12 protein-coding genes and 1 pseudogene are annotated in these 15,677 nt (G+C 67.4%); 6 read left to right on the forward strand and 7 right to left on the reverse strand.

Annotated elements, in window-relative coordinates:
• Positions 1-64 precede the first annotated feature (64 nt).
• Entirely contained in the window at positions 65-2,764 is a 2,700-nt protein-coding gene (locus tag F7O44_RS21660) for a heavy metal translocating P-type ATPase (protein ID WP_162452371.1), read from the reverse strand.
• 313 nt (positions 2,765-3,077) lie between these two features.
• On the opposite strand from F7O44_RS21660, the gene F7O44_RS29745 reads away from it, so the two are divergent.
• Positions 3,078-4,634, forward strand: a complete 1,557-nt coding sequence (locus tag F7O44_RS29745) for an HNH endonuclease signature motif containing protein (protein WP_281353643.1) — start codon at positions 3,078-3,080, stop codon at positions 4,632-4,634.
• Between the two features lie 25 nt (positions 4,635-4,659).
• Here F7O44_RS29745 and F7O44_RS21670 read toward each other — a convergent pair whose 3' ends face one another.
• The 5 genes and pseudogenes from F7O44_RS21670 to F7O44_RS21690 form a co-directional block, all read right to left on the reverse strand.
• Positions 4,660-5,451, reverse strand: a complete 792-nt coding sequence (locus F7O44_RS21670; protein WP_162452372.1) for a 2-oxo acid dehydrogenase subunit E2 — start codon at positions 5,449-5,451, stop codon at positions 4,660-4,662.
• Between the two features lie 61 nt (positions 5,452-5,512).
• Positions 5,513-6,835, reverse strand: coding sequence for an MBL fold metallo-hydrolase (locus tag F7O44_RS21675; protein WP_162452373.1), 1,323 nt, complete (start codon positions 6,833-6,835; stop codon positions 5,513-5,515).
• Positions 6,836-7,203: 368 nt separating this feature from the next.
• A pseudogene (locus F7O44_RS29755) lies at positions 7,204-7,990 on the reverse strand (zinc-binding dehydrogenase); the annotation flags it as partial.
• 107 nt (positions 7,991-8,097) lie between these two features.
• A complete protein-coding gene (locus F7O44_RS21685) occupies positions 8,098-8,649 on the reverse strand; it encodes an RDD family protein (RefSeq protein ID WP_162452374.1) in 552 nt (183 codons plus the stop codon).
• On the reverse strand, positions 8,646-9,215 hold the full coding sequence (locus F7O44_RS21690) for a hypothetical protein (RefSeq protein ID WP_162452375.1): 570 nt from the start codon (positions 9,213-9,215) through the stop codon (positions 8,646-8,648). The genes F7O44_RS21685 and F7O44_RS21690 overlap by 4 nt, the downstream gene beginning before the upstream one ends.
• A gap of 162 nt (positions 9,216-9,377) precedes the next feature.
• Between F7O44_RS21690 and F7O44_RS21695 the strand changes: the two genes are divergently transcribed.
• The 4 genes from F7O44_RS21695 to F7O44_RS21710 all read left to right on the forward strand — a co-directional run bounded on the left by F7O44_RS21695 (position 9,378) and on the right by F7O44_RS21710 (position 13,090).
• On the forward strand, positions 9,378-10,256 hold the full coding sequence (locus F7O44_RS21695) for a diacylglycerol kinase family protein (RefSeq protein ID WP_162452376.1): 879 nt from the start codon (positions 9,378-9,380) through the stop codon (positions 10,254-10,256).
• A 163-nt stretch (positions 10,257-10,419) separates the two neighbouring features.
• Positions 10,420-11,043, forward strand: a complete 624-nt coding sequence (locus F7O44_RS21700) for a TetR/AcrR family transcriptional regulator (RefSeq protein ID WP_162452377.1) — start codon at positions 10,420-10,422, stop codon at positions 11,041-11,043.
• 89 nt (positions 11,044-11,132) lie between these two features.
• On the forward strand, positions 11,133-11,900 hold the full coding sequence (locus F7O44_RS21705; protein WP_162452378.1) for a 3-hydroxyacyl-CoA dehydrogenase: 768 nt from the start codon (positions 11,133-11,135) through the stop codon (positions 11,898-11,900).
• A 38-nt stretch (positions 11,901-11,938) separates the two neighbouring features.
• Complete coding sequence (locus tag F7O44_RS21710) at positions 11,939-13,090, forward strand: acyl-CoA dehydrogenase family protein (RefSeq protein WP_162452560.1); 1,152 nt, start codon at positions 11,939-11,941, stop codon at positions 13,088-13,090.
• Between the two features lie 37 nt (positions 13,091-13,127).
• On the opposite strand, the gene F7O44_RS21715 is transcribed toward F7O44_RS21710, so the two are convergent.
• Positions 13,128-14,282: a CaiB/BaiF CoA transferase family protein gene (locus F7O44_RS21715; protein ID WP_174255968.1), complete on the reverse strand. Its 1,155-nt coding sequence runs from the start codon at positions 14,280-14,282 to the stop codon at positions 13,128-13,130.
• Positions 14,283-14,467: 185 nt separating this feature from the next.
• Between F7O44_RS21715 and F7O44_RS21720 the strand changes: the two genes are divergently transcribed.
• Positions 14,468-15,631: a thiolase family protein gene (locus tag F7O44_RS21720; RefSeq protein WP_162452380.1), complete on the forward strand. Its 1,164-nt coding sequence runs from the start codon at positions 14,468-14,470 to the stop codon at positions 15,629-15,631.
• Positions 15,632-15,677 lie beyond the last annotated feature (46 nt).

The raw sequence follows: 15,677 nt of genomic DNA on the forward strand, positions 1-15,677 counted from the left end.
CCCTGTCGGCCTCAGCCAAGATCCCAGACGGCCCTTGGGGACCAGACCGGCGATCACCGGTGCACTAGTGGTGCGAGGCAGGTCTTCCGCCTTGGGAGACGAAGGCATCCAGGCAGCCGGCAGAGCAGAACCAGTACGTGGTACCGCCATGCTCGGCGGATATCTCCGCCGACGCGGGATCGATCCGCATGCCGCAGACCGGGTCGGTCACCGCCTCCGGCTCCATGTGCGTCTCGACAGCAATCTGCAACTCCGGGGCGGCCGTGCCTGCCGCCGGAAGCGCGGGCGAGGTGAAACGGCGCAGCCGGTTGGCATTGCTGACCACCGACAAGGATGACAACGCCATCGCCGCGGCGGCGATGATGGGACTGAGCCGGATGCCCACAAACGGGTAAAGCACGCCTGCCGCTATGGGGATACCCAGCGTGTTGTACATAAAAGCGAGCACCAGGTTCTGCCGGATATTGCGCATGGTGGCCCGCGAGAGCCGAACGGCGGTCACCACGCCACCGAGCGATCCGGAGATCAGCGTCACGTCGGAAGCCTCGATCGCGACGTCGGTGCCGGTGCCGATCGCGAACCCGACATCGGCCTGAGCGAGCGCGGGAGCGTCGTTGATACCGTCGCCGACCATGCCGACCCGGCGCCCCTCGCCCTGCAGCCGCGCGATCTCGGCGGCCTTGTGCTCGGGCAGCACTTCCGCAAGCACGCGGGTGATACCTACGTCGCGCGCGATGGCCTCAGCTGTGCGCCGGTTGTCTCCCGTGATCATCACGACGTCAATATCCAGGTGCTGCAACGCCACGACCGCGTCCCGGGAATCCTCCCTGACCGTGTCCGCCACGGCCACGACACCGGCGGGCATGCCATCGATCGCCGCCACGATGGGCGTCCGGCCAGCGCTGGCGAGCCGGTCAGCCGTGCTCTCCAGCGCCGTTATATCCACGCCGAACTCGGCCAGCAATCGAAGACGGCCCACCAGCACGTCATGGCCGTCAACCCGGGCGCTGATCCCTTTTCCCGTCATCGAGTCGAAGTCAGCAGCATCGACGAGCACCAGCCCACGCTCCTGTGCCCCACGCACGATGGCTTCGCCCAGAGGGTGTTCAGACGACCGCTCAGCGGAGGCCACGAGCTTGAGCACATCGTCGCCGGACCACTCGGCATGGGGCACGACGTCGGTGAGGGCAGGGCGCCCGCTGGTGATAGTGCCGGTCTTGTCGAGTACCACCGTGTCGAGCTTGTGCGCAGTCTCCAGCGACTCCGCGTCGCGAATCAGAATGCCCGCTTGAGCCCCTTTGCCCGTACCTACCATGATCGACAATGGCGTCGCCAATCCCAGCGCGCACGGGCAGGCGATGATCAGCACGGCCACCGCTGCAACCAGGGCTAGCGTCATCGCCGGCTGCGGACCGAGGACGAACCACGCTGCAAAGGTGGCAATGGCGACGAACACCACCGCCGGCACGAAATAGCTGGACACCAGGTCTACCAGGCGCTGGATCGGCGCCCGGGACGCCTGCGCACGCTGCACCAGGCGGATGATCTGAGCCAGCATCGTCTCGGCCCCGACCTTGGTTGCTTCGAACGTGAACGCTCCGGTCTGGTTGACCGTCGCACCGACCACCTCATCGCCCGGTCTTTTCTCGACCGGAATGGACTCACCGGTCACCATGGATTCGTCCAGCGTGGAACGGCCGTCGATGATCACGCCGTCGACCGGAATCTTCTCGCCGGGCCGCACCACGACGACGTCGCCGGCGACGACGTCTCCGACCGGCACGTCCACCTCGGCGCCGTCTCGGATCAGCCTGGCCGTGGGCGCCTGCAACCCGATCAGCTTGCGGATCGCCTCACCCGTTCCTGCTTTGGCCCTCGTTTCCAGAAGCCGGCCCAGCAGGATCAGGGTGATGATGACCCCGACCGCCTCGTAATAGACGTCGCGTACATCTGCCGGGAGCCAGCCGGAGGCAACAGTGACCACCAGGCTGTAGCCATACGCCGCGGTGGTGCCCAATGTGATCAGCGTGTTCATCTCTGCCGTACGATGGCGCAGGCTCAGCCATCCAGCTCGATGGATCGGCCATCCCGTATAGAACATCACTGGCGTGATCAACGCGAACTGAGTCCAGCGGTCGAGGAGAATTCCGGGCACCCACATCGCTCCGAACACCTCGTGCGCCATCACCGCGAACGCGACGGGCGCCGTCAGTAGCGCACCGGCCAGCACCCTCCACGACAGATCCTTGATCTCCGCTCGCCGATCGGCCGCCTCAGCATCTTGGTCATTCACGTCGAGAATCGCCGCTTCCGGCTCACTGACACGCACACCCGCGGATTCAGAATCCGGCTGTTCCCCGGCCACGAGCGCCACCCCGTGTTCGGTGTCCTGGCCATCCGCCTCGACGATCAGCTTCCCGCGCACCATGTTCATGCCACACGAGAAGCCGAACTCGCCTGCCACGTCCGGCACGATTTCCACAGTGCTCGTCGCGAACGCCGGTACGGCAGCATTGACACCAAAATCGGGGAACAACACTCGCGAGGTGCACTCGCCACTCTCCCGCCGGTCGAACACCAATCGCAAGGGCACGCCCTGCCGAACGCGAATCACATCAGGCGAATACCCACCTCGGACCGTGACCCTGACCTCTTGAAACCCTGCGCGCGCCGCAGCCACGGACGACGTCCGCGGCCCGAAGAAGAACCAGGCTAGGACCGCGATCGCCACGGTCGCGCCCGCAACCACGACAACATCAATCATTGCCCGCGCCCCCAATCATTCAGGATGAACGCATCCGCCTTGCTCTTCACCATCTGCAGGCTCGCCACCATTGGGTAGAGGAATTGGTCCTGACCGGACCAGAGTCAAGTCAGCAGAACACCACGAGTTCGACTGAACGACGTCCGCTCGCGTCCATCTCATCCGCCGGAAGAAGGTTGTCGGTCACACCCGATAGAATCGAGTATATGTTCGATAACGGTGCTATTAGCGGGCGCGGAGCCCATCCGGTAACGGATGTGCTCGACGCCGCCGACGCCGTGTTCGAACAGGGCTGGAGGTTCCGGCCGACTCTCTGGGGGATGATGAGCTTGCCGACACGCTCGCGCGGGCTCATGGGCTGGCGACGAAACAGGCCGAATTCTTCTTGCGGCTGCTGGCCGAGGCAGATACCCGAGACCTGGGCCGTCGTCTTGGCGCCTCGTCCACCACGGCGTGGGTACGAGACGCGCTCAACGTGCGCCCCGGTACGGCGAAGTCGTCTGTGGATCTCGCCCATCGGCTCAGCCCACCGGTGCCGGCGGAAGACTTCGCAGCCAACCCCGCGGCAGGCGCCAACGCCACCCGGTCGATGCCGGCCACATATGCGGCGCTCATCGCGGGCGAGGTGTCGACCGATCACGCGACGGTGATCTCTAGGACGATGGCCCAGCTGCCGCCGGATGTCGCCGCCGAGGACGCCACCCGGGCGGAGGAAGACCTCGCCGCGTTCGCGAGAGAACATGATCCGGCCACTCTGCAACGCCTGGCCACCCATCTTCTGCACCTTCTGGCCGGGGAGAGCCTGGAAGAGCGTGAAGAACGCGCTCGGCGTAAGCGGCAGCTCCGGCTGGTCGATCTCGGTGACGGCACCGTCCGCATCAGCGGATTGCTGTCGAACGAAGACGCGGCGACGGTGCGCACCGCACTCGATCCGCTCGCCGCACCCCAGCCAGCTGCTGACGGAGAACGCGACCCTCGAACGGCCGAGCAACGTCATGCCGACGCGCTGGTCGAGCTCTGCCGCCGCTTTCTCGCCGGCGGCGACCTGCCCACTCGGCACGGCCATCCCACTCAGCTCCTCCTGCTGGCCAACCTCACCACTCTGCTGCGCCAGCAGGCTGCCGCGGAAGAAGGCGATGGCCACAGCTGCGTTCACACCGGCTGCGGCACCCCAGACAACTCCAGCACAGGCAACGCCCACACCGACGACACCGGAGACAACGCCACTACACACGGCGCCACCGCCGACGACGCCAACCTCAACGGCGCCGGCGACATCAACAACAACGCCTCCTCTGCTGGCGTCAAAGCCAACCTCGGCCGCGGAGATCGCGCGGGCCTACACATCGTCGATGTGAACAGCACGTGCGGTCACAAGCCGCGACGCTGGCTGCAGGACACCTGGGCACGCCGTTTCGGGGTCGCCCCAGCCGAACTCAGCTGGGGCGGACCGGTCTCCACAGAGGCTGCGCGCAGACTGGCGTGCGATGCCGCCGTCACCGCCGTCTTGGTCGATCAGCATGGCATCCCGCTACGTGTCGGGCGTGCCGAACGCGGCGTCACCCCAGGCATCTGGACCGCACTCGTCGCCCGCGACCGCGGATGTGTGTTCCCCGGGTGTACAAGACCTCCAGAATGGTGCCAGGCGCATCATCTCAAGCACTGGGTCGACGGCGGGCCCACCGATCTCGACAACCTGGTCTTGCTCTGCGGATACCACCACCGCGTCATCCACCATGGCGGGTGGGACGTCCGCCTCGGCGCCCACGGCCATCCCGAGTTCCTGCCTCCCCCGTGGGTCGACCCGCGACGGGCACCACGGAGAAACACCAAGCCTCGCCACCACCTACAGCCGCCACCCGACACATAGCCGCGGCGAGAGAGAAGCCCACGGATCAGCTGCCGCGCACCCCTGCCAGCAGGTCTGTGGACTCGAGGAGGCTCCGAAAGGAGGCAGCGAACCGCGCCGCCGGGGCGCCGTCCACTACGTTGTGATCGACGGTGATGGTCAGGTCCACCACCGTTCTGACCTCGATTTTCCCGTCCACGACCCGGGGCCGCTCACTCAACCCGCCAACCATCACGTTCAAGGTCAGCATGGTCGGCGCCCCAATTCCGTGACCACCTCCCCCGGCAAACATGCCGATCGGGCTCACCGCAACCGATCCGCTGCGCTCGTGCATGCGGACCGACCTGCGCATGACACGCATGAAGAGCGGCACGGCACCCGGGATACGCGCCACGATCATGGCGCGTTCGAACATCGCTCCGGCGCTGCTGGATGATCGACCGGCCTGCACGTCGCGGATCTCGGAACTGATGTCCGTCACCTCCCGCACATCCGCGTCACGAACCAGATGGGCCACCGGAACCGGTCCGTCCTCGAGCGCCTCCTCGATCAGCACCGCGACGTCGACGTGGTGAGGCAGCACCAGCCGCCCTCGCCAGTCCCGGTAGGCGTGTACCTCCGGGTGCATAGCCGCCGCGCGGGCCACACAGGCCACGACGTAAGCCGAGAATGACAGCCGCGGCCGCTGCTCACGCAGCATACGCCGCGCCGTGGTCACGTCGGCCTCCACCAGGCCGTGTATCGGCACCATGGTGCGGCCCACCCGCATCGCCGCGGTCAGGAGACGCCGACGTGCCGGGAATGGCCGGAACTCGACCTGTCGGCGTCTGGATGTCATGGCTGCCTCACCACCTGAACGCGCCACACGTGGGCACCGACAACCCTGGGGCTGAAAGTTCTCATGGCAGCAGATCCGCCACTCCAGCACCGTCGAGCACCACGGGCTGATACCCGGCCCGCTTCAGTATCGTCGCGGCAATGGTGGACCGCCGCCCGCTGGCGCAGACCGTCAGTACCTCGCGTTTCGGATCGAGCTCCTCCGGGATGCCTTCGGTGACGAGATCGGGCAGGAATCGCTCGACGGTATTGCCGAGTCTTTCCGCTGCCCACTCGCTGGGCATTCGCACGTCGAGCACTTGCGCTGCCGGGTCGGCAAGCCGTCGCCGGAACTCCGGCAGCTTGACCAGTTCGAATCGGGCAGCAGCATGGCCGGTTAGATCACGGAGCACGCCTCGCACGCTGTCGATGCCGATCTGTGCCAGCTGTGTGACGGCACCGCGAACGTCCTGCGCCGGCTCGGCGATCAAGATGATGGGAGCGTTGTACGGCAGCAGCCAGCCAGTCCAGCTGCCGAAGTCGTCCGCGTATTCGATGCCGGTGGAGCCGAGGACGAACCCGGTAGCGATTGCCTCTCGCGGCCGGATGTCCACCAGTTCCACGTCCTCCGGCTGCCGACCCAGATCAGACCACGTGATGTCGGGGACGACTACCGGCGGCATCGGCGGGATACCGAGGGTGTTCGCCGGACCCAGATGCTTGTAGAAAGCCGGAATGGGTAGCGGCGCGCCGAGCATCTCATCCGCGAAACGCTCAGCGTCACCGATCTCGAGCATCGGATTGGTAGCGACCTCGGCGCCCACGGTGGACGTACTCTCGCCGGCTTCAGCCGTCGTGCAGAACGAACCACCGCCATGGGTGGGATAAAGCTCGACATCGTGCGGGAGTGCGACGAGCCGCCGCAGCGATCCATACTGCAGTCTGCTCAGGGTCCTCGCGCGTTTCACTCCCAGCAGGTCCGCGCGCCCAGCCGAACCCACGAGCAGGCTTCCACCGGAGAACAACGCCACCGCTTCGCCATCCAGCAACACGAGATAGCTCGTGTGCTCAGGCGTGTGCCCAGGGGTGTGGATGGGGCGGACAGTCAAGCCGGCAGCCTTGATGTCCTCCATGTGAAACGCCGGCGTATGGGGGTACGCGGCGGCGGCAGCGGCCGGCAGCACCAGCTCCGCACCGGTGCGCAGGGCTGCCTGCTCCGCGCCCGAGGCGTAGTCGTTGTGCAGATGTGTCTCCAGGACAAGTCGAAGTTCGACGTCACGTTCGCCGACAACGTCGAGGAAGCGTTCGATGTCTCGCTGCGGATCGACGAGCACTCCGCTGCCTTCATGAACCAGCAGGAATGTCTGGTCTCCGAGTCCGGGGGTGCGGAATGGTACGACCTCCATCGCCTGTCCTCTCGATCGGCCGGCTGACACACGGCTGCGGGATACGCACCCGACGTCGCTCTCTGTACCCGAAAGCGGCCTGCACCATCAGCGATGGACACCCGTCGGCCGGTGTTGGTGGGAGCTGTTCCAGCAGGCGCTTCCATCGCATCGATGGTGTGATTCGTGGCCCCCGGAGCCACCTCGTTTGCGCCTCTCTGCTGTTGTGCCCCATCTCCTCGTCGGCGGGTGTCCACTTTCAGGATGAACCATTGATGCTGCTGGCTGTAGGGGCGAGCGGCCTGTGTCAGAGGACCGAAGGTCCCAACAGCCCAGCGCTTATCCGGATCTGGAACATGCCTCTCCGATCTGCCGCACCCACGCGGGTATCAGGGCGTGAAGACGATCCGGGCCTTGACCGTGCCTCGCAGCACGTCCTGGATCGCATCGTTCACGGTGCTGAGCGGGCGGGTCTCGTAGATCACCCGCGTACGTCCGGCCGCGTGCAGGGCGAAGACCTCCGCCAGATCAGCGCGAGTGCCGACAATCGATCCGATCACCGACGTGCCGTTCAGAACGGTCTCGAACACCGGTATGTCGATGTTTGCCCTGCGCCGGAAGAGCGACGAGCACCAGGCGTCCGCCCCGGCGCAAGCTCGCGTATGCCGCGGCGTAGGATGCGTTGTCCACGGCCAGCCCGATCGCCGCGTCGGCGCCGCCATGCTCCCGCAGCACCTTGGCCGGATCTTCGGTGCGCGCATCGATGACGATGTCCGCCCCGAGCTCACGTGCCAGTTCGAGCTTCTCGTCGGTGATATCGATGGCGGCGACGGTGGCGCCGGCGATCTTGGCGTACTGCACCGCGAGATGCCCCAGTCCACCGACGCCGGAGATGGCCACCACGTCGGTAGGGCCGACATCGGCAACCTTGAGCGCCTTGTACGTGGTCACACCGGCGCAGGTCAGTGGTGCCGCTTCAGCCGCGGTGATACCTTCCGGGACCCGGGCGGCGAAGTCCGCCCAGGCGAGCATGGATCCGGCCCACCCGCCGTCGACCCCGTAACCGGTGTTCTGCTGCTGCAGGCACAACGTCTCCCAGCCAGTGAGGCAGTGCTGGCAGCGCCCGCACGCCCAGCCCAGCCACGGAACCGCCACCCGGTCGCCGATCGCCAGGTGATCGCGAGAGCGGGCAAGCCGAGCAGGGCCGAACGTCCTGGCTCCGGTCGCTTTGGCCCTCCACGTCGCCGGCCGGGAGCGGTCCGCGTCGTTGGGCCCTCGGGGTACTAGTCCGCGGATGAAGATGGCCGCGCCGCGTACTCGGCGCCGGCCCGGCGCGCAAGGAACTCCGACAGCGGGCCGGGGAGTTCGGCGACTCGTCCGCCCCAGTCGTACACCACCGCCGTGCCCGCGATCAGATCGTGCAACGCCCTGTGCTCCCGCTGGACCAGCGCCAGCGCGAACCCGAGTCCGGCCACCAGCCCGCTCAGCGGAAACACCAGAGTGCGCAGGAGAGCTCGCCCAGCTGACAATGTCGCCCCGTCGGCTTTGACCACCCGCAGGCCGACGATCCCTTTGCCCGGCGTGCGCCCAGCGATAGCCAGGCTCAAGTACACGTACAGGAATGCCCAGACCGCCAGCGCGACGGTCCACCCGGGCCCGGTCCGGTCATCCGCCAGTGCTCCACCGATCAGGGTTCTGGTGAGCAGATCGAAGCCGGCGAGCCCGGCGGTGAACGAGCCGAGCACGATGCCGACGTCCAGGAGGGCACCCGCCGCCCGGCTGACGACACCCGCGTAGTGTCCGGTGACACGGAGCCGGGGAACGACGACGCTCATGTGGCACGCTCCTCGATCAGTTTGGCCGGGCCGAGCGGCTGCTGAGCGGAGTCACGGCCAAAGAGGCGGTTCACGATCCGGTCGAGTACCACGTCGAGGCCGACAATTTGGCGCCGGGCGAGATCCAGCGCCGATCCGGCGACCCGCCCGGTGCTCTCGGCCACGATCTCCGGCACGCCCGCACGACGCACGGCCGCTTCGAGGTCGACGTTCTCCAGAGCCGCGTCGAAGTCGACCCGGGCGAGCAACCGGTTGACATCGACACGATCCATCAGCCGGTCGACGTCTACCCGATCGAGCAACGTATTGACGTCCACCCGGTCGAGGAGGTGGTTGATGTCCACCCGGTCGAGCAACCGGTCGATGTCAACACGATCGAGCAGTTCGTCGACGCCCACCCGGTCCAGAAGGTGGTCGACATCCACCCGGTCCAGCAACCGGTTGACGTCCACGTGGTCGATCACGGCATCCGGGCCGACGGTTTCCACGACCCGCCCGGTGACAGCTCCGGCCAGCCGTCCAAGACGCCCTTTCGGCTTGTGGTCAGAATCCGGTCCAACGCTCATGGGCCCGCCCAACGATCGAGATGCCGGTGTCGCGCGGACACCGGTGTCTTTACCGCCCAGACTCTACCGAGCCACGGCCCGGATACCCGGTACCTCAAGCGTTTCCTGCCGTGCCGACGGCTCCGGGTATCATCACCGCGTTGCCCAGCCGAAAGTGAGAACGTGCGTACGTTCACCGCCGTTGTGAATCCCGCCGCCGGGAACAGAAGACGCACAGCGGCCGGCCGCGTGCGCCACGTCGTTCAACGGTTACGCGAGGCCGGCGCCGCGGTGCGGGTGGAGACCACCCGAAGCCTGCAGCACTCGGACGAGATCGCCTCGGCTGCCGTCGCCCGCGGTGACGTGGTCCTGGCCGTGGGTGGCGACGGCACTGTGGGCCGGCTGGCCGGCACAGTGGTACGGACCGGTGGGGTGCTCGGCATTCTCCCCGCGGGCCGTGGAAACGACTTCGCCCGGCAGCTGGGCCTGCCGACGGATCCCGATGCCATCGCCAAGCTACTGCTCCGCGAGTCCGAGCCACAACTGGTCGACGTGATCGAAACCGCGGGGACGATCGTCGTCGGCAGTATCTACACCGGAATCGACGCGATCGCCAACCGCCATTTCAACCGGGTTCGCCCGCTCGGCGCGGCCGGTTATCACTACTCTGCTGGACGCGCGCTGCTGACCTGGCGAATGGCAACGTACCACGTGACCGTCGACGGCACCGAGCACAACGCCCGCGGCTACACCGTGGTGCTCGCCAACTCGGGTTTCTACGGAGACGGCCGGCACGCCGCGCCGGACGCGCGGGTCGACGACGGCCTGCTCGACATCGTCATCCTGCGCGACGTCTCCAGGTGGGGCTTCGTCTCCATCGCCATGAAGGAGCTGTACTCCGGGGCACACCTCAAGCGCCCGGAGGTGGAAGTGCTACGCGGCCGTGAGGTCCGGGTCGAGGCCGACCGTGAGCTTCCGTACGGCGGCGACGGCGAACTGCTGAGCACGCTGCCGGTCACCGCCCGCGTATTGCCGGGCGCGCTGCGCGTGCTAGCCAGCTAGGGGCTCCGGCATTGTGGAATCTCTCCATGGTGTGGCGGGCATCAGCGAGGCAGGCCGATGGCGAAGCCTCTCCGATTCGAGTCTGCTGGGCGAGGAGAGATTCCACAATGCCGGAGCCGCTCACACCTAGTCCACGTACGCGTATGCTGTACGGTTACGCCGTATGCCCCGGCCGAGATCGCTGACCTCTGCCGACATCGCCGCGGCCGCCCTGGCGGTAGTCGATCGCGGCGGGCTGTCCGCCTTGTCCATCCGCGCGGTCGCCGGTGAGCTGAACATGGGCACCATGTCTCTCTACCGCTATTTCGACGACCGCCATCAGCTCGAAGCTCTTCTGGTCGACCATGTCTTCGGCTCGCTCAGCCACGATGTCCAGCCCGGAGAACCATGGCGGCAACGCATCACCGAACTGCTCGAGCGGTTCCGGGCGACGGCGTCGTCACACCCGGCGGTGGTGCCTTTGCTCCTCATCCATCGTTCCACCGCTAAGAACGTGGCGCCGTGGGCAGAGGCGCTCCTCGCGGCCCTCGCCGACGCCGGGCTCAGCGGGCACCGCCGTTGCGTCGCCTTCCGGATGCTGACCAGCTACGTCATCGGCGTCATCCAGACCGAGCACCTGGGCCCGCTGCCCGGCTGGGGCGAAGCCGCGGGGCGCGAACTCTCCTGCGACGAGTATCCGTTGCTGGCGCAGAACGCGACGCCGGACCGAGACCAGCGCACCGACGAAGAATTCCGGGCAGGTTTGTCCATCATCTTGACCGGATTGGACACCACCGAGAACCGTTGAGTACCCACCCGAAGATCCCCTGATCACCCCGCCGACGCCACCCTTTCGCATCCAATATCGAACCGTCACAGTGAAGGTAGGAGTCTCGTATGGAAATCACCACTGACACCGTCGCCCTCGTGACCGGTGGCGCGTCCGGGCTCGGACGCGCCACCGCTCAACGACTGGCCGCTGGCGGCGCCAAGGTCGTCATCGCTGACCTCCCGTCGTCGCAGGGCGCCGCCGTCGCCGACGATCTCGGTGCGGGTGCCACGTTCGCCCCCACCGACGTCACCAATGAAGAGCATGTCACCGCTGCCCTGGATGCCGCCGCGGACCTCGGCACGCTGCGCATCGTCGTCAACTGTGCTGGAATCGGCACCGACGTCTTCCGGGTCGTCGGCAAGAAGGGGCCGTTCCCGTACGAGGCGTTCCGCCGCACCGTCGAGGTCAACCTGATGGGCACGTTCAACGTCATCCGACTCGCGGCAGAGCGCATCATGGCGCATGAGCCGGTCGGCGAGGAACGCGGCGTGATCATCAACACCGCCTCGGTCGCGGCGTTCGACGGCCAGATCGGCCAGGCCGCCTATTCCGCGTCGAAAGGCGGCGTCGCGAGCATGACCCTCCCCATCGCCCGCGATCTCGCCCAGCACCTGATCCGGGTGACCACCATCGCGCCGGGTCTGTTCAAGACCCCGATGCTGGAGGCGCTCCCGGAGGAAGCTCAGCGTTCGCTCGGCACCCAGGTACCACACCCGAGTAGGCTCGGTCGCCCGGACGAGTACGCGGCGCTCGTCGCTCACATCGTCGCCAACCCCATGCTGAACGGCGAGACCATCCGCCTCGATGGCGCCATCCGGATGGCGCCACGCTGAGCGCATGAGAGGAACGGTGCCACATGGCACGTCACCTGCTGGACACGGACCTGTACGACGACGATCACCGCGCCTTCCGCCAGATCGTGCGCGAGTACATCGCCCGGGCGGTGACCCCTCATCTCACGCGCTGGGAGCAGGAACGCCGGATCGACCGGAAGGCGTGGCAAGCGGCCGGTCAGCAGGGACTCCTGGGGCTGGCGGTCCCGGAGGAGTACGGCGGAGCAGGGCAACCCGACTACCGGTTCCGGGCGGTGATCGCCGAAGAGCTCGCCGACGTCGGGGCTTCGTCGCTGAACATCGGGCTTGCGCTCAATGAGGACATCGTCCTGCCGTACCTGCTGGACCTCTGCACGCCCGAGCAGAAGCAACGCTGGCTTCCGGGGTTCGCGAGCGGCGAGACCATCTCCGCGATCGCCATGACCGAGCCCGACGCCGGCAGCGACCTCCGGGCGATCCGCACCACCGCCACCCGGTCAGGCGACGAGTGGGTGATCAACGGCTCGAAGACGTTCATCACCAACGGCATCCAGTCGGATCTGGTGATCGTCGTCGCCCGGACGTCGGAGCGCTCACTCACGCTTTTTGTCGTCGAAGGCGACCGTTCGGGGTTCACCCGGGGCCGCCAGCTGGACAAGATGGGCCTGCACGCCCAGGACACCGCGGAGATCTTCTTCGACGACGTCCGGGTGCCGGCCGAGAACGTGCTCGGTGCGGAAGGGCGTGCCTTCGCCTACCTGATGGAGCGCCTGCCGAAGGAACGGATGCTCATCGCGGTCGGCGCCCAGGCGGCGTCCGAGGCGATGCTGCGCTGGACTACCGCGTTTGTGCGGGAGCGCAAGGCTTTCGGCCAGCGGCTGGTGGAGTTCCAGACGGTCGGGTTCACCCTCGCCGAGCTCCAGACCGAGATCGAGGTCACCCGGGCCTACATCGACAAGGCGATCCTGGCGCTCAACGCCGGCACCCTCGGCCCGGTGGACGCGGCCAAAGCCAAGTGGTGGGCATCGGAGATGCAGAACCGGGTGGCTGCCCGCTGTTTCCAGCTCCACGGCGGCTACGGATACATGATGGAGTACCCGATCGCCCGTGCCTTCGTCGACGCTCGAGTCCAGACCATCTACGGGGGCACCACCGAGATCATGAAGGAGATCATCAGCCGGGAGATCGTCGGCCCGCGAACCTCCCCATGATCATTGGCCTTTGTCCCCATGATCGTGGGGTCAGGCGTCAATGATCATGGGAGCGCCAGCGGGTGAGGACGGAATCCACGTCACCCGGCTCCGGCCGCCCGCTCCCCCACGGGTCGGGCGCCGGCAGATCCGCCGGAGTGCGGGAGAATCGCGGCGCCGGAGCGGCCTGCGTCACACCGTCCCGCTCGATCACACCGGCTCGAGCCGCGTTGTGCGGATGGGCGGCGACCTCGTCGAACCGCAGCACCGGTGTGACGCACGCGTCGGTTCCGTTGAAGGTGTCCGCCCACTCGTCCCTGGTGCGCGAGGCGAACACCGCGGCGAACCGTTCACGCAAGGCCGGCCAATTCTCCCGCTGACCTCGATCCGGTAGCTCGGCGGCGTCCAGCCCGAGTCCGTCCAGCAGCTGGGCGTAGAACTGTTGCTCCAACGCGCCGACGGCTACGTAGCGGCCGTCGGCGCACTCGTAGGTGTCGTAGAACGGTGCACCGCCGTCGAACAGGTTGCTTCCGCGCTCGTCGGTCCACATGCCGAGCCCGCGCATGCTCCAGGTCAGCTGAAGCAGCAGGCCGACGCCGTCGGTCATGGCGGCGTCGACCACCTGGCCGTGTCCAGATCGGGTCCGCTCCCACAGTGCGGCCAGCACACCGGTCAGCAGCAGCATCGAGCCGCCGCCGAAGTCCCCCGCCAGGTTGAGTGGCGGCGCCGGGCGCTCACCGGGACGACCCATGGCATGCAAAGCGCCGGTCAGCGCCAGATAGTTGATGTCGTGCCCAGCCCGCTGAGCGAACGGCCCGTCCTGGCCCCAGCCGGTCATCCGGCCGTAGATCAGCCGCGGATTGCGCTCCAGGCAGTCGGCTGGGCCCAAGCCCAGCCGGTCGGCCACCCCCGGCCGGAAGCCTTCGAGCAGAACGTCGGCGTGTGACACCAGCGCCAGCACGCCGCGCAGACCAGCCGGGTCTTTCAGATCCGCCCCGATGAGCAGTTTTCCGCGCTGCATCTGGTCGCGGCCGGCCGTCGCACCAGTCATCGCCTGCGCGACGTCTCCCATGGCGGAGGCCACGTCACCGGCCGAACGACGCTCGATCCGCACGACCTCCGCGCCGAGGTCGGCCAGGACCATCGCCGCGTGTGGCGCCGGCCCCAGCCCCGCCAGCTCCACCACCCGGAGGCCGGCCAGCGGACCTGTCATGCACAACCTCCCTCTGGCGACCGGCGGCGAATTCGCCTCGGAGCACCAGTATCTTGCGCCGGGAAGCCGCCTGCCGGACCCTGGTCCCGGCGACCTCACAACGCTAGGATAAGCGTACAGGCTACTCTTATCGTCGTGATCTCCGGACCGTGGTTCTGGGCACGTCACCTCAGGGAGTTGGAACCATGCGAAACGCCGTCATCGTGGACGTCGTCCGGACCCCGTCGGGCAAGGGCAAGCCCGGCGGCGCACTCTCCGGAGTCCACCCGGCTGACCTGCTGGCCGACGTGGTCCGGGCGCTGGTCGAGCGTAACGACCTCGATCCCACCACTGTCGACGACGTCATCGCCGGGTGCGTCAGCCAAAGCGGGGAACAAGCCGCCAACATCGCCCGCACCGCGGCACTCACGGCCGGCTTGCCCGAATCGGTTCCGGCCACCACCATCGACCGACAGTGCGGCTCGAGCCAGCAAGCGGCCCACTTCGCGGCCCAGGGCGTGCTGGCCGGTGCTTACGACGTGGTTATCGCCTGCGGTGTGGAGTCCATGAGCCGGGTGCCCATGTTCAGCAACACCCAGGGTGAAGATCCATTCGCCCCCCTCGCCGCGCGGTATCCCGACGGTCTCGTCCCGCAGGGCATCAGCGCCGAACTGATCACCGCGCGGTGGAAGCTCAGCCGCGAAGAACTCGACGCCTACGCCGCGCGATCCCACCAGCGGGCCGCCGCTTCGGCAGGCTCCGGGGGGTTCGGGGCAGAGATCATCCCGGTCGGCTCACACACGGTGGACGAGACCGTCCGGCCGGCCACCACACCTGAGGGCCTGGCCGGGCTCAAACCGTCGTTCGCCGATCCAGCGCTGAGCGAGCGGTTCCCGGAGATCTCCTGGTCCATCACCCCGGGCAACTCCTCGCCACTGTCGGACGGCGCGTCCGCCGCGCTGATCATGAGTGAGGAACGCGCCACCGAACTCGGGCTGCGCCCGCGCGCACGGTTCCATGCGTTCGCCGTCACGGGCAGCGATCCCCTGCTGATGCTCACCGGCATCATTCCGGCCACCAAGAAGATCCTCGCCCGCACTGGCATGCGGCTCCCCGACATCGACGCATACGAAGTCAACGAGGCATTCGCACCCATCCCGCTGATCTGGCAGCAGGAGTTCGACGCCGATCCCGAGCGGCTCAACCCGCGCGGCGGCGCCATCGCACTGGGCCATCCACTGGGCGCCTCGGGCACCAAGCTCCTGTGCACGCTGGTGAACCACCTCGAGGCCACCGGCGGCCGCTACGGCCTGCAGACCATGTGCGAGGGCGGCGGCATGGCCAACGCGCTGATCGTCGAGCGCCTCTGATCAGGAGCGGACGACGGCGCCGCGAGACGGCAACACGCGCTCATGC

The sequence above is a fragment of the Phytoactinopolyspora mesophila genome (genome assembly GCF_010122465.1).
In the GTDB taxonomy this organism is placed as follows: Bacteria; Actinomycetota; Actinomycetes; order Jiangellales; family Jiangellaceae; genus Phytoactinopolyspora; species Phytoactinopolyspora mesophila.

Excerpts from the sequence above, each read along its gene's own strand:
- F7O44_RS21660 (WP_162452371.1), bottom strand. The coding sequence starts at position 2,764 with ATGATTGATGTTGTCGTGGTTGCGGGCGCGACCGTGGCGATCGCGGTC.
- F7O44_RS21690 (WP_162452375.1), bottom strand. The coding sequence starts at position 9,215 with ATGAGCGTTGGACCGGATTCTGACCACAAGCCGAAAGGGCGTCTTGGA.
- F7O44_RS21715 (WP_174255968.1), bottom strand. The coding sequence starts at position 14,282 with ATGACAGGTCCGCTGGCCGGCCTCCGGGTGGTGGAGCTGGCGGGGCTG.
- F7O44_RS21700 (WP_162452377.1), top strand. The coding sequence starts at position 10,420 with ATGCCCCGGCCGAGATCGCTGACCTCTGCCGACATCGCCGCGGCCGCC.
- F7O44_RS21675 (WP_162452373.1), bottom strand. The coding sequence starts at position 6,835 with ATGGAGGTCGTACCATTCCGCACCCCCGGACTCGGAGACCAGACATTC.
- F7O44_RS21705 (WP_162452378.1), top strand. The coding sequence starts at position 11,133 with ATGGAAATCACCACTGACACCGTCGCCCTCGTGACCGGTGGCGCGTCC.
- F7O44_RS21670 (WP_162452372.1), bottom strand. The coding sequence starts at position 5,451 with ATGACATCCAGACGCCGACAGGTCGAGTTCCGGCCATTCCCGGCACGT.
- F7O44_RS21685 (WP_162452374.1), bottom strand. The coding sequence starts at position 8,649 with ATGAGCGTCGTCGTTCCCCGGCTCCGTGTCACCGGACACTACGCGGGT.
- F7O44_RS21720 (WP_162452380.1), top strand. The coding sequence starts at position 14,468 with ATGCGAAACGCCGTCATCGTGGACGTCGTCCGGACCCCGTCGGGCAAG.